Origin of the sequence: Vibrio rotiferianus, assembly GCF_002214395.1 — a bacterium.
In the GTDB taxonomy this organism is placed as follows: domain Bacteria; phylum Pseudomonadota; class Gammaproteobacteria; order Enterobacterales; family Vibrionaceae; genus Vibrio; species Vibrio rotiferianus.
In genome coordinates this window covers 1,437,707-1,462,197 of the sequence record NZ_CP018312.1, presented here as the reverse complement: position 1 = coordinate 1,462,197, position 24,491 = coordinate 1,437,707, and the positions used below count along the sequence as shown (strand labels likewise).

At 43.2% G+C, this 24,491-nt stretch carries 18 protein-coding genes and 1 pseudogene; 13 read left to right on the top strand and 6 right to left on the bottom strand.

Features of this window, described 5'->3' with window-relative positions; translation table 11 throughout:
• The first annotated feature begins 176 nt into the window (after positions 1 to 176).
• From BSZ04_RS16105 to rmf, 8 genes are all read left to right on the top strand, one after another.
• The gene (locus BSZ04_RS16105) at positions 177 to 5,018 is read left to right on the top strand and encodes an NAD-glutamate dehydrogenase (RefSeq protein WP_088880833.1); all 4,842 of its coding nucleotides are present in this window, start codon (positions 177 to 179) and stop codon (positions 5,016 to 5,018) included.
• A gap of 305 nt (positions 5,019 to 5,323) precedes the next feature.
• Positions 5,324 to 6,334, top strand: a complete 1,011-nt coding sequence (gene pyrD, locus BSZ04_RS16100) for a quinone-dependent dihydroorotate dehydrogenase (protein ID WP_045394903.1) — start codon at positions 5,324 to 5,326, stop codon at positions 6,332 to 6,334.
• A 166-nt stretch (positions 6,335 to 6,500) separates the two neighbouring features.
• Complete coding sequence (locus tag BSZ04_RS16095; RefSeq protein ID WP_010448021.1) at positions 6,501 to 7,043, top strand: cell division protein ZapC; 543 nt, start codon at positions 6,501 to 6,503, stop codon at positions 7,041 to 7,043.
• Between the two features lie 512 nt (positions 7,044 to 7,555).
• Positions 7,556 to 9,679, top strand: a complete 2,124-nt coding sequence (gene rlmKL, locus BSZ04_RS16090) for a bifunctional 23S rRNA (guanine(2069)-N(7))-methyltransferase RlmK/23S rRNA (guanine(2445)-N(2))-methyltransferase RlmL (RefSeq protein ID WP_088880832.1) — start codon at positions 7,556 to 7,558, stop codon at positions 9,677 to 9,679.
• Positions 9,680 to 9,697: 18 nt separating this feature from the next.
• Positions 9,698 to 9,949: a glutaredoxin family protein gene (locus tag BSZ04_RS16085; RefSeq protein WP_012128011.1), complete on the top strand. Its 252-nt coding sequence runs from the start codon at positions 9,698 to 9,700 to the stop codon at positions 9,947 to 9,949.
• Positions 9,927 to 11,846, top strand: coding sequence for an ABC transporter ATP-binding protein (locus BSZ04_RS16080; protein WP_088880831.1), 1,920 nt, complete (start codon positions 9,927 to 9,929; stop codon positions 11,844 to 11,846). Before BSZ04_RS16085 ends, BSZ04_RS16080 begins: the two co-directional genes overlap by 23 nt.
• Positions 11,847 to 11,853: 7 nt before the next feature.
• The gene (locus BSZ04_RS16075; RefSeq protein WP_088880830.1) at positions 11,854 to 13,614 is read left to right on the top strand and encodes a DUF3466 family protein; all 1,761 of its coding nucleotides are present in this window, start codon (positions 11,854 to 11,856) and stop codon (positions 13,612 to 13,614) included.
• A 160-nt stretch (positions 13,615 to 13,774) separates the two neighbouring features.
• Positions 13,775 to 13,948, top strand: a complete 174-nt coding sequence (gene rmf / locus BSZ04_RS16070) for a ribosome modulation factor (protein ID WP_005532367.1) — start codon at positions 13,775 to 13,777, stop codon at positions 13,946 to 13,948.
• A 125-nt stretch (positions 13,949 to 14,073) separates the two neighbouring features.
• Here rmf and BSZ04_RS16065 read toward each other — a convergent pair.
• The 3 genes from BSZ04_RS16065 to BSZ04_RS16055 form a co-directional block, all read right to left on the bottom strand.
• Positions 14,074 to 15,278 (bottom strand): IS3 family transposase gene (locus BSZ04_RS16065; protein WP_420823190.1). Its coding sequence is split into 2 segments (ribosomal slippage): positions 14,074 to 14,927 and positions 14,927 to 15,278, totalling 1,206 coding nucleotides; the frame shifts between segments, so codons are not numbered across the junction.
• A gap of 111 nt (positions 15,279 to 15,389) precedes the next feature.
• Positions 15,390 to 15,908, bottom strand: coding sequence for a bifunctional 3-hydroxydecanoyl-ACP dehydratase/trans-2-decenoyl-ACP isomerase (gene fabA, locus BSZ04_RS16060; RefSeq protein WP_010448008.1), 519 nt, complete (start codon positions 15,906 to 15,908; stop codon positions 15,390 to 15,392).
• Between the two features lie 70 nt (positions 15,909 to 15,978).
• Positions 15,979 to 17,619 (bottom strand): S16 family serine protease, encoded by a 1,641-nt coding sequence (locus BSZ04_RS16055; protein WP_088880828.1) that lies wholly within the window; start codon positions 17,617 to 17,619, stop codon positions 15,979 to 15,981.
• A 213-nt stretch (positions 17,620 to 17,832) separates the two neighbouring features.
• Here BSZ04_RS16055 and matP point away from each other — a divergent pair, with 213 nt between their 5' ends.
• From matP to BSZ04_RS16035, 4 genes are all read left to right on the top strand, one after another.
• Positions 17,833 to 18,282: a macrodomain Ter protein MatP gene (gene matP, locus BSZ04_RS16050; protein ID WP_010448003.1), complete on the top strand. Its 450-nt coding sequence runs from the start codon at positions 17,833 to 17,835 to the stop codon at positions 18,280 to 18,282.
• Positions 18,283 to 18,292: 10 nt separating this feature from the next.
• Positions 18,293 to 18,604, top strand: a complete 312-nt coding sequence (locus BSZ04_RS16045) for a DUF3634 family protein (protein ID WP_088880827.1) — start codon at positions 18,293 to 18,295, stop codon at positions 18,602 to 18,604.
• A 117-nt stretch (positions 18,605 to 18,721) separates the two neighbouring features.
• Positions 18,722 to 19,048: a hypothetical protein gene (locus tag BSZ04_RS25285; RefSeq protein ID WP_010447998.1), complete on the top strand. Its 327-nt coding sequence runs from the start codon at positions 18,722 to 18,724 to the stop codon at positions 19,046 to 19,048.
• 129 nt (positions 19,049 to 19,177) lie between these two features.
• Positions 19,178 to 20,395: an HDOD domain-containing protein gene (locus BSZ04_RS16035; protein WP_010447996.1), complete on the top strand. Its 1,218-nt coding sequence runs from the start codon at positions 19,178 to 19,180 to the stop codon at positions 20,393 to 20,395.
• A 495-nt stretch (positions 20,396 to 20,890) separates the two neighbouring features.
• Here the strand turns inward: BSZ04_RS16035 and BSZ04_RS25280 are convergent.
• Positions 20,891 to 21,112: pseudogene (locus BSZ04_RS25280) on the bottom strand (ISNCY family transposase); the annotation flags it as partial.
• Positions 21,113 to 21,126: 14 nt separating this feature from the next.
• Between BSZ04_RS25280 and BSZ04_RS16025 the strand changes: the two are divergent.
• The gene (locus tag BSZ04_RS16025) at positions 21,127 to 21,402 is read left to right on the top strand and encodes a DUF3693 domain-containing protein (protein WP_088880826.1); all 276 of its coding nucleotides are present in this window, start codon (positions 21,127 to 21,129) and stop codon (positions 21,400 to 21,402) included.
• Positions 21,403 to 21,569: 167 nt separating this feature from the next.
• Here BSZ04_RS16025 and BSZ04_RS16020 read toward each other — a convergent pair whose 3' ends face one another.
• Both BSZ04_RS16020 and BSZ04_RS16015 read right to left on the bottom strand, forming a co-directional pair.
• On the bottom strand, positions 21,570 to 23,300 hold the full coding sequence (locus tag BSZ04_RS16020; protein ID WP_088880825.1) for a response regulator: 1,731 nt from the start codon (positions 23,298 to 23,300) through the stop codon (positions 21,570 to 21,572).
• Positions 23,290 to 24,477: an FIST signal transduction protein gene (locus BSZ04_RS16015; RefSeq protein ID WP_088880824.1), complete on the bottom strand. Its 1,188-nt coding sequence runs from the start codon at positions 24,475 to 24,477 to the stop codon at positions 23,290 to 23,292. The genes BSZ04_RS16020 and BSZ04_RS16015 overlap by 11 nt, the downstream gene beginning before the upstream one ends.
• Positions 24,478 to 24,491: the final 14 nt, after the last annotated feature.

Below are 24,491 nucleotides of genomic sequence, written 5' to 3'. Positions count from 1 at the left end.
AACAGGAATCTTAGTCACAGAATCAAACATTTCACCTCCTACCACTGCGAATTTTTGTTAAACATTTGTAATTATGCTTTTACAATAAGTGCATGCATTACCTATGCTTAGTTTCGAGGCTAAAACCCGAAGTTAAGTCCCCCTACAAAACAACAATTCTAATGTGGAGTGTGAATATGACCGCGCGTGAAAATGTAGTGCCGGTTCTGCTTGAAAAGGTATACCAACTAATTCAAGACAAACTCGAGCTTTCTCACCAACCGCTTGTAACTAAACTTGCTCAACACTTATTTAGTAACATTGCTGATGATGACTTAATTCAGCGAAACGAATCCGACCTATATGGTGCCGTTGTTAGCCTGTGGCATCATGTCAATGAAAAGAAACCAGAAGACATCTCTGTAAGGGTATTTAACCCAACTGTCAGTCGCCAAGGTTGGCAATCAACCCACACCATTGTTGAAATTGTTGTCCCAGATAGCCCTTTTTTGGTGGATTCCATCAAGATGGCGCTAACGAGACTCGACCTTGTTTCTCACTTGATGCTTAACAATCCAACGCAACTAGAGCGCGATAAGAAAGGTCAAGTGACGGACGTTAATGGTGAGGGTGGTGTTCTTCAATCTCTGTTCCACATTGAAGTTGACCGCTTAACCAGTAAAGATGAAATGCAAGCGCTGAAAAATGAGCTACTTACTATTTTGTCTGACACACGTTTAGTCGTTGATGACTGGAAGCAAATGGTTGATAAACTCAAGATCGTTACTGATGACCTCGCAAAGAATAAAGATCGAGTCTCAATGAAAACCGATCGTTTGGATGAAACGATCGAATACCTACGTTGGTTAGGGGATCATAACTTTACCTTCATGGGCTACAAGGAATATGATCTTGTTAACGTCGATGGCGACACTGAACTCCAACCAGTAAAAGAAAAAGGCCTCGGTCTATTTGCCGATGACAATCGCATACGCAGCATTAAGCTTTCAGAGTTATCTGATTCAGCTCGTCTTGAAGCGAAAAAACCTTACGCACTGATCATTACTAAGGGCAATCAAGCATCTCGTATTCACCGCCCAGCTTACACCGACTACATTGGCGTTAAGAAATTCGATAAGAACGGCAAAGTCATTGGTGAACACCGTTTCACAGGTCTTTACACTTCTGCTGTATATAACCAAGCGGTACAAAGCATTCCTCTGATCCGCGAGAAAGTGGGTCGTATCCTAGAAGCAAGCGGCTACCGTAACGGATCGTACTCTTACAAAGCACTGCACAATATTCTAGAAAACTACCCACGTGATGAACTCCTTCAAGCTCGTGAAGAAGAGCTACTAGAAGTGGGAATGGGTGTAGTACAGATGCAAGATCGTGACTTATTGCGTCTGTTTGTTCGTAAAGACCCGTTTGGTCGCTTCTTCAGCTGCATGGTTTACGTGACAAAAGACCGTTATAACACGGAGCTACGTCGCCAAACGCAACGCATTCTTAAGCAGTACTTCGGCTGTGAGCAAGAGGTTGAATTTACAACGTTCTTCTCTGAGAGCCCGCTAGCGAGAACCCATTACATTGTTCGTGTAGACAATAATAACATTGATGTAGACGTGAAAAAGATTGAGCAGAACTTAATGGAAGTATCGACTTCATGGGATGACCGCCTAAAAGAATCCATCATTGCTAACTTCGGTGAGAGTAAAGGTCTTCCACTTTCGAAAGAGTACATGAGCGCATTTCCACGTTCATACAAAGAAGACATGATGCCAGGTTCTGCAGTTGCAGATATCGAACGTCTTGAAGCGTTAAGCGATGATAACAAACTCGGCATGTTGTTTTACCGCCCGCAAGAAGAGGCGGCAGAATCGAAAGCGGTGCGCTTAAAGCTATACCACCGCGACGAGCCGATTCACCTATCTGACGTGATGCCAATGTTGGAAAACCTAGGCTTACGCGTGATCGGCGAATCACCATATGAGATCGAAACTAACAACGGCCAAACATTTTGGATCTTAGACTTCTCGATGTTGCATAAGAGCGATAAGACGGTTGATCTTCGTGAAGCTCGCGATCGTTTCCAACACGCATTCGCAGCGATTTGGGCTGGTAACTTAGAAAGTGATGGCTTCAACCGCTTGGTACTAGGCGCTTCACTGTCTGGTCGTGAAATCTCTATTCTTCGTGCATACGCTCGCTACATGCGCCAAGTTGGCTTCCCATTTAGTCAACAATATATTGAAGATACCCTTAGCCATTACCCAGATTTAGCCACGGGTCTAGTGAATCTGTTTGCTAAGCGATTCGATCCAAAACATAAGGGCAGTGAGAAAGGTCAAAACGATCTCATTAAGAAGATTACGGAAGAATTGGATCGTGTGGAAAGCTTGGATGATGATCGTATTATCCGTCGCTACATGGAAATGATCACAGCAACGCTGCGTACTAACTACTACCAGTTGGACGAAGATAAGCAGCCAAAACCTTGGTTATCATTGAAGATGAAGCCAAGCGAAATCCCAGATATTCCTCAACCTGTACCTGCATTTGAAATCTTTGTGTACGCACCGGATATCGAAGGTGTACACCTACGTGGCGGTAAAGTCGCACGTGGCGGTTTGCGTTGGTCGGACCGACAAGAGGACTTCCGTACTGAGATTCTTGGCCTGGTTAAAGCGCAGCAAGTTAAGAACACGGTTATTGTTCCGGTGGGAGCAAAAGGTGGCTTCGTATGTAAACGTCAGCACACTCTAACTAACCGTGATGAAATCTTTGCTGAAGGTCAGCGTTGTTACAAACGCTTTATTCGCGCGCTTCTTGATGTTTCCGATAACATCATCGAAGGCGAAGTTATTCCACCGAAGAGCGTAGTACGTCACGATGAAGACGACCCATACTTGGTTGTTGCAGCCGATAAAGGTACGGCAACGTTCTCTGATCTTGCAAACTCTGTATCTGCAGAGTACAACTTCTGGCTAGGCGATGCGTTTGCATCAGGCGGCTCTAACGGTTATGACCACAAAGCAATGGGTATCACTGCGAAAGGTGGTTGGGAGTCGGTGAAACGCCATTTCCGTGAAATGGGTATCAACTGTCAAACCACTGACTTCACAGCAATTGGTGTTGGTGATATGGCGGGTGACGTATTTGGTAACGGTATGCTGCTATCTAAGCATATTCGTCTACAAGCTGCGTTTAACCACATGCACATCTTCATTGATCCAAATCCAGATTCAGCCACCAGCTGGGAAGAGCGTAACCGCTTATTCAATCTGCCACGATCAAGTTGGGAAGATTACAACGCAGAGTTGATCTCGCAGGGCGGTGGTATTTTCTCTCGTCGCTCTAAATCGATCCACCTGACACCAGAAATCCAAAAAATGCTGGGTACGAAGAAAGCGTCTCTAGCACCAAACGATCTGATTAAGATGATCCTGCAAATGAAAGTGGATCTACTTTGGAATGGTGGTATCGGCACGTATGTTAAAGCATCTAGCGAGACACATACCGATGTTGGCGACCGTGCAAACGATGTACTCCGTATCGACGGACGTGATTTGAAAGCGAAAGTCGTTGGTGAAGGCGGTAACTTAGGTATGACTCAGCTTGGTCGTATCGAATATGCAACGACTGGTGGTCGAGTAAATACGGACTTTGTTGACAACGTTGGTGGTGTAGATTGTTCGGATAACGAAGTAAATATTAAGATCTTCTTGAACGGTCTTGTATCAAATGGCGATCTGACTGTTAAACAACGCAACCAGATTCTTGAATCGATGGAAGACGAAGTGGGCGAAATCGTCTTGGATGATGCATACCGTCAGTCTGAGTCGATTTCAGTGACTGAGCAACAGGGTGTCGGTATCGTCAAAGAACAAATCCGCTTTATCCATACAATGGAGAGGGCAGGGTACTTGGATCGTGCTCTTGAGTACATTCCAGACGATGAAACGCTCATTGAGCGCGAAAAACAAGGTCTTGGTCTTACGCGTCCTGAGCTTTCAGTGCTAGTGGCTTACGGCAAGATGGTTCTGAAAGAGCAGTTGGTTGCTGATGACATTGCAAATGACGAATTCCATGGAAAACAGCTAGTTGCTTACTTCCCAAGTGAGTTACGCCGTAACTACAAAGATCAGATGGTAAACCACCCGCTGCGTGCTGAAATTATCGCGACGGCATTGGCAAACCAAATGGTTAATGAAATGGGCTGTAATTTCGTGACTCGTCTTCAAGAAGAAACGGGGGCGAGTGTAGTTGATATCGCAAATGCTTACAGTGCGACCCGTGAAATCTTCGAACTGGAAGATATTCTTAAGCAAACCCGTGCATTAGATAACATTGCAACTGCAGAAGCTCAATATGAAATCATGTTCTACGTACGTCGTGCATTACGCCGTATTTCTCGCTGGTTACTACGCAACCGAAGCGGTAAGAGCACGGTAACTGAGCTCGTTGCACTATATAAAGATGATGTTCACACCATTACTGAAACACTAGATACCATGTTAGTTGCATCAGAAGTGGAAGAGCACAACGAACTTGCTCTGAAATGGATTGAGCGTGGAGTAGAAGACAAGCTTGCACACCACGTTGCACGTCTCTCTAGCTTACAATCAGCATTGGACATTTCCGCAGTGGCAAGCGAAACGGGTAAAACAGTTGAGCAAGCATCGAAGCTTTACTTTAACTTGGGTGACCGTTTATCACTTCACTGGTTCTTGAAGCAAATCAATGGCCAAGCGGTGGATAACAACTGGCAAGCTCTGGCGCGTGCGGCGTTCCGTGAAGATCTTGATTGGCAACAACGCCAATTGACGGCTCAAGTTCTAACTTGTAGTTGCTCAACAGAAGATCTAGATGTGATGCAAGCGCTAGAAGATTGGATGACAACGAATGAGCTGTCACTCCATCGTTGGGAAAGCATCTTGAACGAGTTCAAAGTTGGTTCCGTTCATGAGTTCGCTAAGTTCTCTGTTGCACTTCGAGAATTAGTTCTACTTAACCTGAACTGTTCTTCGAACGAATAGGGTAAGTGACTTTAGCAAAAGCCTCGCAATCGCGGGGCTTTTTTATGTTCAAATCACTTATAACTACCCATAAATAGTGACGCTGTAACCCCTAATTTAAGTTTTTATGGCATGAAATCGTTTGCTTCTAAAGAAAAAGCTAGCAATTTTGTATAGAGAATAGTGAGCTAATCGACTGTTTTTACGAGCAAAACTAAAATGAGACGTACTATTTTGCCGAATTCACTCATTTTCATTGAATTGCATTGAAAAACAGTAAATAATATTGACCCGTTTACACGGGGCTTTTTTCTTTCGGAGGCACAATGCTTTACCGTCTAGCCAGAACTGGCTTTTTCCAACTTGATGCCGAAAAGGCACATGATCTTGCAATCAAAAATTTCCAACGCTTTAATGGCACTCCTCTCGATCTTTTCTATCGTCAACAACTACCAAACCGTCCAGTAGAATGCATGGGGCTTACATTCCGTAACCCAGTGGGTCTTGCTGCTGGCTTGGACAAAAACGGTGAATGTATCGAAGCCTTTGACGCAATGGGCTTTGGTTTTGTCGAAGTTGGTACTGTTACGCCTCGTCCGCAACCAGGTAATGACAAGCCACGCTTGTTCCGCCTAGTTGAAGCGGAAGGTATCATCAACCGTATGGGCTTTAACAACCTAGGTGTGGATCATCTGGTTGAGAATGTGAAAAAGGCAAAATACAACTGCGTTCTTGGTATCAACATTGGTAAGAATAAAGACACACCAATTGAGAATGGGGCAGAGGACTACCTGATTTGTATGGAAAAAGTGTACGAATATGCCGGTTACATTGCCGTGAACATCTCGTCACCAAATACACCAGGACTTCGTTCGCTTCAGTACGGTGAAGCGCTAGACGAGTTGTTATCTGAACTCAAAGAGAAACAAGCAGAACTTGCTGAAAAACACGGTAAGTACGTACCACTTGCGCTAAAAATTGCACCGGATTTGAGTGATGACGAAATCAGCCAGATCTGTGATTCTCTAATTAAGAACAACATTGACGGCGTTATTGCAACAAACACGACGTTGGATCGCACAATTGTTGAAGGAATGAAACATGCGAACGAAGCGGGTGGTTTAAGTGGACGCCCAGTTCAATCTCGTTCAACAGAGGTCGTTCGTAAACTTCATGAAGAGCTGGGTGACAAATTACCGATCATCGGCGTAGGTGGTGTGGACTCATACGTTGCTGCCAAAGAGAAAATGATGGCGGGTGCACAACTTGTTCAAGTTTACACTGGGTTCATCTACCACGGTCCGGGCCTCGTACGCGATATTGTTAAAAGTCTATAAAATTAGCTGCTAACTCGTTGAGAAATCGACGCTTGTTACTAAAAAAAAGAGGAACTCGTTTCCTCTTTTTTTTTGTCCGTTCGTTTGTAAAATTTAAAAATCATGAGTAGGTAATTAAGCGTTTTACCTCTTATTACTGTTTAACTAGTCACAAGAGAACGGAATAATGCTTAAACCCAGCGACAAATGGAATTGGTATTTTGACGAGCAGAAAGCTTGCCTAATGCTGGATTTGGGGGAGGAGATGATTTTCCAAACCAATCTATGCCGTAAGCTGTTGGTCAATTGTGCCTTCTCAGACAATGAATTCACCGTTGATGACGCAAGCGCGTTCCAAACGTACAACGAACGAATCCGTTGTCTCGACATCAACGAATACCGTCAAGCCGAACTTACGCTTTATTGCGTAGCCGCAAAACGCTTTCACAAGCCAGTCCAGCCCAAGAGCTGGTTCTTCGATGCCCAATGCGATGGACATGAGCCAGAAGAAGGGGACATGGTATGCCTGACAAACCGCTTTTCAGAAGGCGTATTCATCGTTCTCGAGCCAGGCGAAACATCTAGTCTGTGTGCTTATGTAGGGCAGGACGAGTTCTTACTCGATGGCAATAAAGCACTGCCATTTGGACAACCGATTAAAGTAATGCATGATCGCATGGTATGTGCCAATCACTTATTCATGATGGCACCAATGGCGATGGTGGGTTAGTTTCCTTTTGATTTTTTCTTTATTTTCGTTCCTTTGTTTGCATTAATCGACCGCATTAGGTCGATTTTTTTTGCCTAGAATTTTCCAAATCTCTCCTCGTACGCACCCAAAACTCATCCCTAGATGAGGGGGATTTCATATCTCATATATGAAGCAACTCACTTTTATTCCAATTTTTTCACTTTAGCTTTTCCTTAAATTAGGCAACAAGACGCTTAATATTTCACCTTTTGTTCCTCTATACGCCCATTTTGTAAGTAAATTACATGTCAAAACCCATCCTGGTATATACCAATTTGTTAGTGAATAAGTATTTACTTTCACCACAGGCCGCATTTTTACAAGAAGGTGATAAGGAGACGTATTCTGTTTATGGAGGTGGCGTGATTTGACTTTCAGTTGGTGAGATTGGCGACTGTTTGCGCTAATAAAGCGAAAAAGCCTTTAAAAACGAGGCATTGATCGTAAAGTCAGGTATAATCAAAGCCATTTTTTATCGACGAAAGAACACTATGAATCAATATCTCGCGGTAACTTCAAACGGCATGGAAAACTTGCTTGTAGAAGAGCTGACTAAACTAGGCATTGAAAACGCCAAACCAGTACAGGCAGGCGTAAAATTTAAGGCAACGAATGAACAGATTTACCGTTGCTGTTTGTGGAGCCGCTTAGCGTCTCGATTTGTACGTGTTTTATCGGAGTTTACCTGTAACGACGACATGGACCTTTACCTGTCAACGTCTGCAATCAACTGGGTAAACCAATTCCATAGCTCAAAGCGTTTTGTGGTTGACTTCAACGGTACTAACCGCGAAATCCGCAACAGCCAATATGGTGCGATGAAAGTCAAAGATGGCATCGTAGACTGCTTTGAGAAGAAAGGGCTTCCTCGTCCGAACATTAGCAAAGAGCGTCCAGATATCCGTGTTCACGTTCGTCTACATAAAGACAAAGCGATTCTTGGTGTCGATATGGTGGGCAGTGGTCTTCATCAACGTGGCTATCGCCCAGAATCTGGCCGAGCTCCACTTCGTGAAACGCTTGCAGCAGCAATCGTAATGCGCTGTGGCTGGGATGGCTCTCAACCACTTCTAGACCCAATGTGTGGTTCTGGTACGTTGCTGATTGAAGCGGCAATGATGGCTGCGAACATGGCACCTGGCGTTAAACGTAAACAGTGGGGCTTTGAAGCGCTAGAAGACTTTGAACCTGAGCTTTGGGCAGAGATTAAATCAGAAGCAAATGTACAAGCCCGACGCGGTGTCAAAAAAGTTGACGCTAAGTTTTTCGGCTTCGATAACGACCCGAAAGTTCTGAAAGTAGCACAGGACAACGCTCGCAGAGCTGGCGTTGAAGAGCTAATTACGTTTGCACAAGGTGATGCGGCAACTATTACTCGTCCAACCGGTTTCGAAGCTGGCGTTATCGTTTCTAACCCGCCTTATGGTGAGCGTCTTGGTACTGAGCCTGGTTTGATTGCGCTATACACAGCATTTGGTGGTCAGCTAAAAGCAGAGTTTGGCGGTTGTAAAGCGTCTATCTTCTCTAGTTCAGATGAGCTACTAAGCTGTCTTCGTATGCGTGCAGACAAACAGTTCAAATTGAATAACGGTGCGTTACCGTGTCACCAAAAGAACTACAGCATTGCAGAGCGCAGCGCTGATGAAGTGAAAGGCGCGGACACTAATGTTCAGATCGCACCTGACTTTTCAAACCGTTTGAAGAAAAATATCGGCAAGATTGGCAAGTGGGCGCGTAAAGAGAAGCTAGACTGTTACCGTATCTACGATGCGGACCTTCCAGAATACAACGTGGCTATCGACGTTTATGGCGAGCAAATTGTGATTCAGGAATACGCGGCACCTAAAAACATTCCTGAAGAAAAAGCTAAGCGTCGTCTAACGGACATCATCCGTGCAACGATTCAGGTAACAGGCGTTGAAGCGAACAAAGTTGTACTAAAAGTTCGTGAGAAGCAGAAAGGCCGTAGTCAGTACCAAAAACTAGGTCAAGTTTCAGAGACGCTTGAAGTGAACGAGTATGGCGTGAAGCTGATCGTAAACCTTCACGATTACCTAGACACTGGCTTGTTCTTGGATCATAAGATCACTCGTCGTCGTCTTGGTGAAATGTCGAAGGGTAAAGATTTCCTTAACTTGTTTGCTTACACTGGTAGTGCGACAGTGCACGCTGCAGTTGGTGGTGCGCGTTCTACAACCACGGTAGACATGTCAAACACTTACCTTAACTGGGCGAAAGACAACATGCAGCTAAATGGTTGTGTGGGTCGCCAGCATCGTTTTGAGCAAGCTGACTGTCTCCAGTGGCTTGAGAACGCGAAAGGTGAATACGATCTTATCTTTATTGATCCACCGACGTTCTCTAACTCTAAGCGAATGGAAACGTCGTTCGATGTACAACGCGATCATATTAAGCTAATGACAAACCTGAAGCGTCTATTACGTGCTGGCGGTACGATTGTGTTCTCTAACAATAAACGTCACTTCAAGATGGACGAAGCAGGGCTTGCAGAACTGGGCTTAAAAGCGCAGAACATTTCTTCTCAAACTCTGCCATTGGATTTCTCTCGTAACAAACAGATTCACAACTGCTGGCTGGTTACGCACGCAGAATAGGGACGGAACAGCAAAAGGATGTTGAACGTGCTAACACTTTACAGCACAGAAGGATGCCATCTCTGTGAGATGGCGTTTGACCTCGTTGGTCAGATTGGTCTCGCCGAACAAACACACATCGTCGACATTGCGTTCGACGATGTTCTCTTTTCTCGTTACGGCGTCACAATTCCCGTATTAAAATATCAAGACTCTGAGTTGAACTGGCCGTTTGACTTAGAACAACTCACACATTGGTTGGATAATAATGGCATTACTTACCATTCATAACGCGCAACTTGCATTTGGTGATCACCCATTGCTAGACAAAGCGGAGTTCGCTCTTCATGAAAACGAACGCGTTTGTTTAGTTGGTCGTAACGGTGCAGGTAAGTCCACGTTAATGAAAGTGCTTGCCGGCGACATTTTGTTGGACGATGGCAAGATTCAAATCACTCAAGACGTAGTTGTTTCTCGACTTGAACAAGATCCACCGCGCAATCAAGAGGGTACGGTTTACGAATACGTATCTGGCGGTTTGGCTGAAATCGGTGAACAGCTAAAGATCTACCACGATCTTCTCGATCTTGTAGCTCAAGACCCAAGTGAAAAGAACATCAACCGACTTGCTAAGATTCAAGAACAGCTGGATCACCTTAATGCTTGGCGCTTTGATGACCGCGTTAAGAACGTACTTGGGGCGCTAAAGCTAAGTCCTGAAACCAAACTGACGGACTTATCTGGTGGTTGGCAACGTAAAGCAGCTCTGGCTCGTGCACTTGTTTGTGACCCCGATGTATTGCTTCTTGATGAGCCTACTAACCACCTTGATGTGACCACCATCGAATGGCTAGAGAACTTCCTAAAAGATTTCAAAGGCTCGATCATCTTTATTTCTCACGACCGTGCGTTCATCAAGTCTATGGCAACACGTATCGTTGACTTAGATCGCGGTCAATTGGCTTCTTTCCCTGGCAACTATGACCAATACTTGAATGACAAAGAAGAGATGCTTCGTGTTGAAGAGATGCAAAATGCAGAGTTCGACAAAAAGCTAGCTCAGGAAGAAGTATGGATTCGTCAGGGTATTAAAGCGCGTCGTACACGTAACGAAGGTCGCGTTCGTGCCCTTAAAAAGCTACGTGAAGAACGTCGTGACCGCCGTGAAGTTCAAGGTAAAGTTAACCTTAATATCGATGATGCATCGCGTTCAGGCAAGATCGTCTTTGAAGCAGAGAACGTCTCTTTTGCTTTTGAAGGCAAAAAGATCGTGGATGACTTCAGCTTCAACATCATGCGCGGTGATCGAATCGCACTTATTGGCCCTAATGGCTGCGGTAAAAGTACGGTTCTCAAGTTGCTACTAGGCCAGTTAGAGACACAAGGTGGTCGTCTACATTGCGGTACAAAACTTGAAGTGGCTTATTTCGATCAGTACCGTGAAATCCTCGATCCTGAAAAAACCGTTATCGATAACCTAGCGGATGGTAAGCAAGAAGTGATGGTGGGCGGTCGTCAACGTCATGCATTGAGCTACCTGCAAGATTTCTTGTTCGCACCAAAACGTGCTCGTACGCCAGTAAAAGCGTTATCAGGCGGTGAAAAAAACCGTTTGTTGTTGGCTCGTATCTTATTGAAACCTAACAACTTGCTTATTCTGGACGAACCAACCAACGATTTGGACATCGAAACGTTGGAACTTTTAGAAGAAATGCTTGCCAATTATCAGGGTACGTTACTGTTAGTGAGCCACGACCGTGAGTTTGTAGATAACACAGTAACGACCAGTTGGATTTTTGAAGGTAACGGCGTAATCGAAGAGTTTGTTGGTGGCTATCACGATGCAAAACAGCAGCGTGATCAAGTTCTTGCTTCGCGTGGTCAGGTTGAAAAAGCAGCGAAGAAAGAGAAAGTGGTTGAGGAAACTCCCAAAACTACGCAACCTAAGAACAATTCGAAGAAGTTATCGTATAAGCTGCAAAGAGAATTAGAGGCTCTTCCAGCTAAACTAGAACAATTAGAGTCGGATATTGAGACTCTGCAAGAACAAGTGAATGACCCAGAGTTCTTCACTAAATCTGTAGAACAGACTCAACCGGTATTGGAACAGCTCGCTGCTGTAGAGCAGGAGTTGGAAATCGCGTTCGAGAGATGGGAAGAACTCGAAGCAATGCAACAGGACAGTTAAGAATTCCATGAATTGTAGTAACAAATTCAAATTGACCGCCGTCGCGATGATGGTGGGTACGGCAATGAATGCTAACGCTGCGCTTTACCGTGTGGTGGAGGTTGCCCCAGAAGGTATCAATACCGATTATGCCACTGCATTTGGCGTTGCAATCCAAGCTGGTAACGTTTACGAAGACACTGATAAGGCAACGCCATATCAGCTAGGTTGTTTTGATAATGGTGCCGCTTGTGATGAAACAACATTCAAACTAGCCGGTGAAACCAGAATAACGAAGATACTATCGGGTGAAGCGGTAGATGGAGTTAGCTTCCGTGAAGAAGCGCCATTTGCGATGGACGCAGCGTTCCGCTATATCGAAGATTTTGATGATATTGAACTGTATTGTAATCGTGAGCTCCGTTACTCAACTTGTGAGAGTTGGGCTTACCGCGTCTGGGAACCATGGTATCAAGAACGTGATACGTTAAGTGAACAATCCAACGCTCTTGCATTCGTTGAAGGCAAGAGCTTTGATAACAAATACAACAATGTAATCAATATGCTTACTGCTAACTCAGATGCAATTGGTAACCAAAGTATTTTAAACCCTGAAGGTGATGGCTCAGTTGGAGATAAGCTTATCACTCGTAATCAGGTTGTTGCACCGTCGAAGCCAAACTATGTAAAGTCTAGTGAAGAGGATGAAAGGTCTTCATACCATCAATCCAGAGCTTGGTTTAGTGATGGTCATTATACGTCAGGGAGTGTCTCATACGGTCGAACTAACGATAACGGTAGCTACTATACTTCTAAAGCGGCAATTTGGGACAACGATGGAAACACCTCGGTTGTTGCGTGGCCGTCAGGATCAAGTGACGAAAGAGATCGCTTAGCTCAAGGAAGTATGCGAGATTTTATTGAGGTTACTGAAAACGGCGATTCGGTCATTTATGGTGCTGGCTTTAACGCTTATGACAGCAGCGAAAACTACATACAAGCGACAATTTTTAAAGGAACATTTGGCGCGACCAATACTCTTGAAGATATAACTTGGAAGTCAACTGTCGTAACTGGTGCAACATCTGAAATCAGTTCGGACTTTGTTTATACCAACTCAGTAGTTCAAGCAATTAACAAAAACAAAGTTGCTGTAGGTGAGGCCAAGCGTTATGGCGGAGCGCCAGAAGGTGGTGCCGCAGCAAACCGATTGTTTGTTATAAATGATATTGCCTCTCCAACAGCAGCTTACCTTTCCGGCGGTATCTTCTTTGATGGTATCGGTGGCAAAGTTGGCGGGCTTAATAATTACAATGAAATTGTTGGTCAGCTAGATGCGGAAGATACGCGTGAAGTCGACGGTAAAGCACGTCGAAAACGCGCATTTATCCTTCCTTATGAAGCACAAGGTAGCGTTGAAGCTCGACGCGATATTTTCCAAGATCGCGCATGGTATATCGATGATCTCACTAATGGTGGTGATTATTCAAAAGATAACAACCAATTCCGCGTTATTGATGCTACCGACATTAATGATGCAGGTGTGATATCCGCAACTGCAACTATGTGTCCGGGTGGCTATGATACCTTTGCACATAACTCATTGTGTAAAGGTGGTGAGGCAAATGCTGAAAAAGTGGTGGCTGTTAAGTTAATTCCAATAGCGTCACCTGATTCAAATAGCATTGTTACTAGACCGATAGAACAAGAAGCTGCTGAACGACAAGGGGCTGGGCTTGGCATTTTTGCTTTGACACTACTTGGGCTTTTCGGGTTCCGTAGAAAATAGTCAGTATTTTTTAAATCAAGCAGAGGCTCACAGAAATGAGTCTCTGCTTTTTTTATGCCTTGAGAAAAAGCAAACTTTGATCGATTCTTATAAGTGGAGTCATAAAAACTCCATCAAAGTTTCACAATAACAGTTGTACGACCTGTATGAGGAATTACCTATGAAGAGACAAAAGCGTGATCGCCTAGAACGAGCTCAATCTCAAGGCTACAAAGCTGGGTTGAATGGAAGGTCCCAAGAGGCTTGCCCATATCAACAAATTGATGCTCGGTCGTATTGGTTAGGTGGTTGGCGTGATGCCAGAGATGAAAAACAGTCTGGTCTCTACAAATAACTCTCCACATACAACTAGAAGGATTTGAAAAGGCTCATTTAGAGCCTTTTCTGCGTTCATAAGCCTAGATTTTGCTTTAAAACAATACTGCGGTGACCCGTCCTGATATGGGTTGACACTTTTAGTTAAAACGCTCGATGAACTTCATCGGGCGTTTTGTATTTTAGAGCTGTATGTGGTCTCTGTTCATTATAGAGTTTCACTGATTCGGCAACCATTTTCTTAGCTTCATTCAAGTCGTTTGGCTTAGTCAGCAAGTACTCCATCTTTAAGATACCATTTACTCTTTCCGCTAGAGCGTTTTGATAACAGTCGTATCCATCAGTCATAGAGCATGTCACATGATATTTTCTGTGTAATGACTGATATTCCTCAGAGCAGTATTGAATACCTCGATCAGAGTGATGGATAAGCTCTCCATCATATCGACGCTTTTTCAAAGCTTTCAGGAACGCACTCTTAACGGCTTGCGTCTTCATATTATCATCGAGATGATACCCAACTATCTTCCTCGAGTAAGCGTCAGTGATTAAGCTAAGATAAGTATTTCCCGCTCGTGTTGCCAAGTAAGTAACATCAGCGACCCACAACTGCTCCGGTTTATTTGGAACCATGCCCTCTTTGATTCGGTTTGGATGGCAGTGGAACCGGTGATGGCTGTTTGTTGTTCGATGATAAGCCCTACGGTTTAAGATCAACAGGCGATGCTGTTTTAGCAACAAAAACAGACAGTCTCGCCCTATATAAATGTTATTCTGATTGAGTAAGTACTTGAGCTTTCGAGTTCCTAATCGAGGATGTCGAACCCTTTGCTCTTTGACGAACCCAATGACAGATTGCTCTTTCTGAGTTCGCTGAAGCTCGAGCGCGCAGCGTTTGTAAAACGCCTGCCGAGTAATCCCGATGAAGTGACAAGCTTTAGTTACTGTGAGCCTTTTGACCGTTTTTTCCTTAATAACTCGGCTTTGCGCTTCTTTGAGATTCGGACACCGAAATCTCTATCCATTACTTTTACGACAGCCTCAAAGAAGTCCGCTTTCAGTTGAGTTTCTTCAAGTTGTTGCTCGAGTTCTTTTATCCGTTGTTCTGGAGTTTGAGTAGAAGGAGAGTCAGGCATACCATTACCTACTGTGTTTGGTTTCTCTATTCCTTTAGACCAATTTAGCTGACCATGCTTACGAAGCCAAACTAAGACAGTAGACCGACCTTGTATCCCATATCGCTCTTGAGCTTGTTTATAGGTCATTTCGCCTTTTTCTACTTGGTCAACGACCGTCAATTTAAAAGCAAGAGAATAATCTCGTTGGGTTCGTTTACTTGTTGATTTCATAACACTCTCCAATTTCATGTCGGAAATGTGTCAACCTTATTTAGGACGGTACACGGATAACAAAAAGGCCCCTTAAAAAAGGAGCCTTATAAAACGCTTCAGAGTAGGTGATTAGAAGCTAGATGTGTCTTGGAACAAACCCACTTTCAGATCTTTTGCTACGTAGATTTCTTTACCGTCTACACATACACGGCCATCAGCTAAGCCCATCACCAACTTACGGTTAACAACACGCTTCATGTGGATTTCGTAAGTTACTTTTTTCGCTGTTGGTAGGATCTGACCAGTAAATTTCACTTCGCCAACACCAAGAGCGCGACCTTTTCCTTTACCGCCAACCCAGCCTAGAAAGAAACCAACAAGCTGCCACATTGCATCAAGACCAAGACAGCCTGGCATTACCGGGTCACCAGGGAAGTGGCAATCAAAAAACCAAAGGTCTGGAGTAATATCCAATTCTGCAAGAATTAAACCTTTACCAAAATCGCCTTCAGTCTCAGACATTTTAGTAATACGATCCATCATTAGCATGTTTGGCGCCGGAAGCTGAGGGTAACCAGGTCCGAACAGCTCACCTTGGCTAGAAGCTAGAAGATCGTCACGGTTATAAGAATCACGTTTGTTTTGCATTATCAATTACTCCGATTTTTGATAGCTGCATCTTAGTGAACACGTGTACGCTAAACAACTCCGATCAGTACTAGACAAACCAGTTTTTGATGCGCTCCACAATTCCTTCAGGATGTTCGTGTCTTTCAAAGCTTTCAATACGTTCGGCAATCTTACCAATGACGCTATCTTCTTCTCCACGAAATGGTTTTGACATCAGGATAGGAATCGCTTCGTCTACAGTAGAAACCGACCAAATATGGAACTCATCATTCTTAATGCTCTCTATGACATCTTTATGTAACGCGAGGTGCTTGAGGTTAGATTTGGGCATAATCACACCTTGCTGTCCAGTGAACCCTTGGTGTTTACATACTTGGTAGAAACCTTCGATTTTTTCGTTCAGGCCACCAACGGCTTGCACACGACCAAATTGGTCTACAGCACCAGTGACGGCGATCTGTTGATTGACTGGAGATTCAGACAGGGCACTTACCAAACAACAGAGCTCGGCTAATGAGGCGCTATCACCATCAACTTCACTGTAAGACTGCTCAAATACAATCGACGCGGAGTATGGTAGGGGTTCATCAAGATCCAGTGCTGAGCTCACAAATGCTTGCATGATCATCATGCCTTTGGCGTGCAAGTTACCGCCAAGCTCTGCCTTGCGTTCAACATCGGAAATATCACCATCACCGAAGTGTATAACACATGAGATACGTGCGGGCTCTCCATAAGAAACAGGGTGTCCAGCCATATCGATAACGGTCAATCCGTTAATTTGGCCAACCTGTTCTCCCGTAGTCTCAATGATCACTTGCCCGTCAAGAATATCATCAACCGCTCGTTGAGGAAGGTATGACTCACGGTAGTACTTGTCATCAATAGCCTGATCAACAGCGTTAAAGTTAATGATATCGCTCGAAGCATATTGTCGTGAAAGACCAAGTAACTGGTTGTGCCACATCACACCAAGAGGTAAGTAATGCTGATCCTCCGTGTATCGCATACCAGCAAGAATTAACCTTTTAAATGCACTACAATCTAAATTTGGATGCTGATATTTCTTACAAATCCAGTTAACCAATCCAATATAGTTACCGAGGTTCTCTTGAGAAAGATGAATGTCTTCTTCCACTTCTGTATACATCGTTAAGCCTGCCGAAAAGTCATCATCAACATATTCTATTTCGGCCAACTGATTACGATCGCCTGTGATTATCAGTTTTACATCGTAAGTTTTTGCCGTAATTGGTGAAGAGGCGATACGCTCAGGCGTTAGGTTTATTGGCGAAAATCCAGTCCCCTGAATAGCTGCTTTGATACTCGGCCAACGAGCGGCATTAGCAAGAACCAAATTTGCTGGAACAATTAGATAGCCACCATCTGCTTTAGAGAGTAAACCCGATTCACATGTCGTGTTACCATCTCGACTCACACTGTAACGGTCAAACAACTCTTTCGCGTCAAGCGATTCTGTTGTGATAACAGGACCAGACGTTTTCCCCTTTACTACATCAAAGATAAACCCTCTATAAATGGCGTTATCAGTACAGTTGACCAAGAGTATGCGAGTGAGTCCTCGGACGTTAGTAAATCTATTAATGGTTGCTTCAAGTCTTGGCTGAAGGTCAATAAAGGATTTTATCGGAAGAGTAGTTGCATTGCTTAAAAGCTCTTCATATTGCTCGAAAGAAGGGGTGACATCTTGCCAGTTAACTTGGTTCATTAAAATTCATCTTAATCTAATCTTGCGAAGCATTATAACGAAACGATGATCAACTCCCTAGCGACAATTTAACCAATCCCAAAAGTTGAAACAGTACGCCGGTTAAACTTTAGACAAATAAGTGATCGACATCGATACTTTCACGAGTTTTAATTGCTGAATTGACATCTCTGGGTTACGCTGTCACCCAGGTGCGCATTAAGGGTCGAAAGGATGAAATATCAGCAACTTGAAAATTTAGAATGTGGTTGGAAGTGGAAGTATCTCATCAAAAAATGGAAAGATGGAGAGGCGATAACACGCTACATTGACACCAGTGAAGCTGACGCAGCAGTTGCTGAGTTGCGTAAAATAGAGCATGAGCCAACACAAGTTCTGACTTGGATTGAAAACCATATGTCAGACGAACTCGATAATAAGCTCAAGCAAGCGATTCGCGCTAAGCGCAAACGTCACTTTAATGCTGAGCAAGTTCACACCAAGAAGAAATCCATCGATCTTGACTATCGTGTATGGGAAAAGCTCTCCAGTAGAGCGAATGAGCTAGGTTGTACGTTATCCGATGCCATCGAATATTTATTGTCCGAAGCATCAAGAAGCGAAAAGGCAAGTCTTAAGGTATCATCAATTAAAGAAGACTTGAGCAAACTGTTGTCTAGCTAAGGAGTACCGAATGCTTTATGTAATCTTGATTGCTGCTGTTGTTATTTTTTGGTTGATAGCTGTAGATCGCCCAGTTTTAAAGGTGAACTTTGACAAGGGTAATTTGACTAAAGTGAAAGGCCACATTCCACCTTCTTTTAAGCACAACTTGCAAGATATTGCCGAACATTTTCCTTTTGATGGTCAACTGAAAGTATATAGTCAGCGCACTGGTATGCGATTGGTGTTTTCTAAACAGGTACCCAAGAAAGTACAGCAGCGTATTAGAAACGTTTTTCCTCACCAAGGTTTTAAAAGTAGCAAAGGGAAAAAGCAGGCCTAACAAACATATCACTTACGAAAAAACACTCACCGGGACGCACAACATGCGTCCCGGTTTTATTTACGAAAGAGAACTTAATATAGTCAGTATTCATGGCTTCATACTATCTGACTGAAAATGCGTTCAATACTCCTGTTTCCTTTATTATTGTTCTCGAACCTCATTGTTGCAGATGATTCGGAATTCAACCCAGTGGCAAAGAAAATCAAATCTAAACTCCAAAAGCAGGTAGATAAGAGGTTTGATGATTACCAAGGGTATTGTGATGTCATGATTGAGCTAGAGCACTCCAACAGCACTGCCAAGATAAGGCGTGTCACTGGCATAGGTGACACGAAGATCTGCAAATTTGCCAAATCGAAGCTGAAGAAAGGCAAAAAGTTTAAATATCGGTATCCCGAAAAGTTTATCCGCCTTCACCTGTCTACTCTGTCAAAATTGTAGTTTGTTGATGGTTCAGTAGATTCGAATTGGTCTTTATCTGAATTAATATCACACAAAACTTAAGATTGATTGCCATATCGTATACACTATACCAATTAGATTCATTATAAGAAGTATAGGGATAGAAGCTTGTTGCTAACCAAGAAAACCTACACGCAAGAAGCAATTGATATAGCAAGTAAAGTATCGAAAGAGGTAGAAATTCGACACGCAAAATGGCTTGTTAGCATGAAGTACCTAGTTGATCAAACAGAGGTCGATGATTTACTAAGTTTACAAGGCCGCTATTGTGACGACGTCATCTTCAACGAGGATGAGCGTATAACCCGAAATCAACGTATTTTACTTATGTGCGAACAAGAGCGGGTACAGGAAAGACGTCAGGTTGTTGAAGACAAACAAAAAACACTAAGAAAAGTTGTGCGGGATGTTTCACGAGTAGCTGAACGCATGTTGATTAGTAAGTTAGAGTCTTATCCTATTGATAAACTATGCGGAGGAATCCCTCTTTTTGATCATTTTGCTTCTTTTGCATACTCTCCATCACTGTCTTTTTCGAAGTTAGGGACACTCACGACCCTTAGTCACCAATTGAACTCTACCATTGTAGATCTCATTTCTAACCCCAAATTTTGTGAAAGGCTAGGGCGTAAACCTAAGGGCGTACCGGATGCAAAAGTTGCTATTGGTCAAATCGGAATTGAGAATTGTCGCCTGTTATTTCCTGTCTTAATGGCAAGGCCGATGCTCAAATGGGCAGATCAGAATACCAAACTTATTGCTCCTAAAATGTGGCAACACCTTGTGGTAACTGCAAATGTCACACGAATGCGTTTACAAAGTGCAGGTGTTCGAGAGCCAGACGCAGGTATCCTAATTGGTGTTTTGCGTACGCTAGGTAACTTCGTCATCGTCAATCATTTTACTTATACCTTTGAAGACGCATTGGTTGAGGTCATGCTTAACTACAGGAAAGCAGAAAAAAAAGAAGAATACTATGCTTGTGCTGACATAAAAGCCAATACCGCCTTTTTACCAAAAGTCATACACGAGATGGAAGCATCGATTACACGCCGTATTCTCGAATCATATGATTGGCCAAAAGCTTCATTACATATCAAAAATGCTGTCATCGAAGATCTTGATAACATACCAATATTGGAGAGAAGCGACTATGGCGCAGCATTGGCACAAGCCAAAGCGTACTCAATTTATGAAGGCTTAACAAAAAGTAGCGCCTTCATTGATAAGCACAAGCCATTCTGGTTCGCAAATGTTCAGATGTCTGGAGAAGCACTAAAAGAAGTGCGCTCAAGAATCCCCGGGAAGTTAACATTAACAATGTAGAAATAAGTATGAAAAGAAAAGCTCGCGTCGCGAGCTTTTTTGTTGTTAAGACCCGTAAGGTACGACTAAATCAATTAATAGTTACAGTGTGATGTCGTGAGGTGCGAGAGCATCTGAAGTGCTATCCAGAAAGTTTAATACGCATCAACCTCTAAGATACTTGGCAGGTGGAGCAGGGAGCTAGCCGCCCTTCATGGTTACGCGGTAACAAAATTCTTCGATTAGCTCATACTTGAAAGCAGATGAGCGGCTCAGTGAAACCTACCTAACTCCTTAGCTCCAAAGGAAACAACCGCTTTTGTAGTCAGACAGAAAATCGTATTAGATGGTTTGAGCGAGGTTCATGTCAAGACATCCATACTATGAAGTGTCAAAGAGTTACGACATAAGAAAGAACGCGGCCAAGTTTGAAAACTGCATGGTTATTTGCCGGCATGTTCTTGCTTAACCTAGTGACAACGTCACTATAGAAAAGAAGCGTAACCAAGTTTAGGTACACGTGGTGCGATCCATCAATTTGAATGAGCTCACGCAATCACGTCGGTAACGAGGTTGGTAAACTCGGGGCTTGCGTTTAGAGTGTGGGACCCAAAGCCCGTCGTCGCTCATCCATTGACTTAGAGTCTCTTTGGATACCGCGAGGTTGTGTTGTTCCGAGAGTTTTTCTAGAGCGAGCGTTGGTGAGAAATCAGAACAAACAAATCGCTCCAGATTTAGGTATAAGTCCTCAAATGCTCACTGACGTACGAAAAGGCAGAACGTACTTAAAAGAAAATCAGATACTTCTGCTTGCGGAAGCAATTGGTGAAGATAAAGAAAAGGCTTTAGTTGGGTTGGCGTTAGATAAAGCGAAAACATACGAAGCTCAAACACTGTGGACGAACATAGCAAAAAAGTATAACGGGCTTGGATTGACTGGAATTTCAATGGCTTGTGGTGGCTTGGGTATGGTGATTTCGAGTCCATCAGAACCATTATTACAGTGCGCATTATATGTGTTATGTTAAATTAACTATCCATGTACGCCTAATCCTCTCTAGTTTGGCCTCCTATCCCGCTCAGATTTTAAAATTCCACGCTTTTTGTCAATGTCATTAAACATAACCGCGATTTACCATAAAATACTTAATATAGATCTTAATAATCTACGATTGTTAAGATCTATATTAACTCGCTACACGGTTTCTACTAATGATTTGATTGCTTCGTAGATTTCTTGCCTCCGAACTGGCTTCGTAACAAAGCCATTCATGCCGGCTTTCATGCATGTAGTCTTATCACTTTCAAGTGCATGTGCAGTCAAAGCAATGATTGGTATGTCTATTCCTTTTTGTCTAATCAATCTTGTTGCTGTTATCCCATCCATCACTGGCATTGAAACGTCCATTAAAATGACGTCTACACTTTGTTCTTGCTCTTCCAAAAACGCTAATGCTTCTTCACCATTACTCGCCATAAAAACGTTATGGCCGAGCTTGTTCAAGATAAGCTTGATTACTAACTGATTTGATTCTGTATCTTCAACGACAAGAAGATTCATTGCTTTTGAAGGATGATTTTGTTCTATCTTAACGGGCCTCTCTTGATTGCTCCTTGTTAAGACAGGAATATTGATTTTGAAGTGTGAACCAACGTTCAATTCACTTTTTACGCTTATTGTGCCGCGCATCATTTCAACCAAATGTTTGGTGATAGCAAGTCCAAGGCCTGTACCTCCAAATCTTCGTGTAATCGAGCTGTCTCCTTGATGAAAAGCCGTGAAGAGATTTCCAATCTTAGCTTTTGGAATTCCAATGCCAGTATCAGCAACAGAAATTACAAGTTCGCTATCTTGCTCAATCACAGAGATATCAATACCACCAAAGTCTGTAAATTTGCTCGCGTTGCCAATCAAGTTAAAAAGAATCTGAGATAAGCGTGTTGAGTCTATCCAATATTGCTTGTTTTTATCGAGGTTACACTCGAACTCAAAACTCAAACTTTTAGCTTTAGCTACCTGTTTTTGTTGAGAAATGATAAGAGTTACAGCGTCACCAAGGTTGGTCCACTGTTCGTTCAAATGAAAGCTACCAGACTCTATTTTTGACAAGTCAAGAATGTCGCTAATGATTGCGAGAAGCAGATCTGCTGAGCATTCCATCTGATTAAGGACTTCTGATTGTTCTTCGGTTAAAGTCGATTGCCTCAATATGTCGAGCATGCCCAAAACCGAGTTTAACGGAGTACGAATCTCATGGCTCATCATGGCTAAGAACTCTGACTTAGACTGATTTGCTCTTTCTGCCTCTTCTCTTGCTTTAGCAAGCTGCGAGGTGCGAACCTCTACGATACGTTGTAACTTCTCTTTAGTTTCGATATCTATAACAGCCCTTTCAATCAAAGGTCTGAAACGCCGAAGCGTCTCTTTGTTTTCGATACTGAAGTGACCTTTTTGAGCACCTACAAGTATGATTATAGTTTGTGTTACTTCAGACCGAATACCAGTTACAAGCATGGAACTTACCTGGCTTTTAATAAAGGAGTTAAGCCCCTCAAACTCCTTTAACCGCATTGGTTCAAACAGCAAAATACACTCACCATTGAGCGCCCTCTCCGACGCGTTACCCGGTAACCAACTAGTTCTATCAAAGACGCTATTTGTCGATAGAAGTGTTTTGAAATTTTGTTGATTGCAGTCACGGGTGATGACGATAAAGTCATCAAAGTCGATGTATTTCTTTAGAACGCTGTTGAGGCCGGAAAATATTTCGTGGCGATTACGAGCCTCACTCATAGCAGAAATGGCTGATAAGATTGCTTTGTTTTCGTCAGCTAAGAGCTTCTCTCGCTGTCTTGCCTCTTTTAGTTCGACAAGTGCCTCTTGTAACGCTTCTTGTTGGTATATCTCTAAATATTTATTTTTCATAAGGTTTATGGAAAATTGCTGAAGAGATCATCAGGTTTCCATGTCCATTTTCGCCACCTATAAATCTTCCTTGCTCACCAAAGGTAAACGGACAAATAAAAGGCAGGTTATCTAATTCCTGGTTAATTTGTTCACAAACACTATTAATATCTTGCTTTAAGTGCAGCATAGGGCCCGCGCAAAAAATGTTTATCACTCCTATTTTTCGAGACTCTTCTAATTTTTGATTGAAGGCAGCGTTTACAACTCTGGCCGCTCGAGCCACTAGATGCTGACGACTTCCCTGCATTAGAGTTAGAACTTCACCTTCTTCAATATTCGTGAAAAGCTCGATGCCACCCTGCTCTGTTTCCCTGATTGGGTGAGACAGTTTGTAATAAGGTCGCTCGTACAGATGCCCTGCAATACGTCCCAGAGGATACGCACTAGAGTTTGTAAATAGAAAGCTTTGTTCGTCCGATTGCGTTTCTTGATGGTTCGTCCACTTGCGGTAGACATCTAGTGCGGGTTGGTCGTCTATTTCTAAAAGGCAGCGACCCATAGTCTTTGTTGCAATACCAGTGATGCTTGTTGGAGAGTGCCCTGCACTAAAAGCGGTATCAACTGCCTGAGACGAATAGAAGAGAGTAAGACTTACCCCGTTCTGCTCATATCCTTGGGAAGTGATTACAGACCAATTCCCTTTTACATTGTTATCGGCTGACGATCCGCCAATAATGGGAACCAAAGTACCAAAGCGCTCATCGATACATTCGATAATCGATTCTTCATGTCCCGGAGTTGCATGAAGAAGGATCAGGTTGGGTACTTCACCTACTCTATTTGCATGAAAAAGCGCCATGTTAAGCGCCTCATCAACGCTTGTTTCTAAATTTGCCCCATAGGTTGAAATCCCTGTCCCGTATGCGTGCTGACCGGAGTCATAAATCGCAAGTAATGCAATAACAGGTCCTTGATGATACCCATGGTTGGTCATGATTGCTTGACACGAGCTGGCTCCATGCACGGTGGCTTCAGGAAATAGTTTAACGAATGCACGTTGAATTTTTCTGAAGTCATACTCCTCTGTGTAATAACAGATCAAATGGGACAGATTATCCTGGCTCAATTCTGAGCGAAATTTGTCTATCGCTGAATATTCGTCGGTAATATGAGTAAATAATGATTGGCACTGCATACGGTTTTATTATT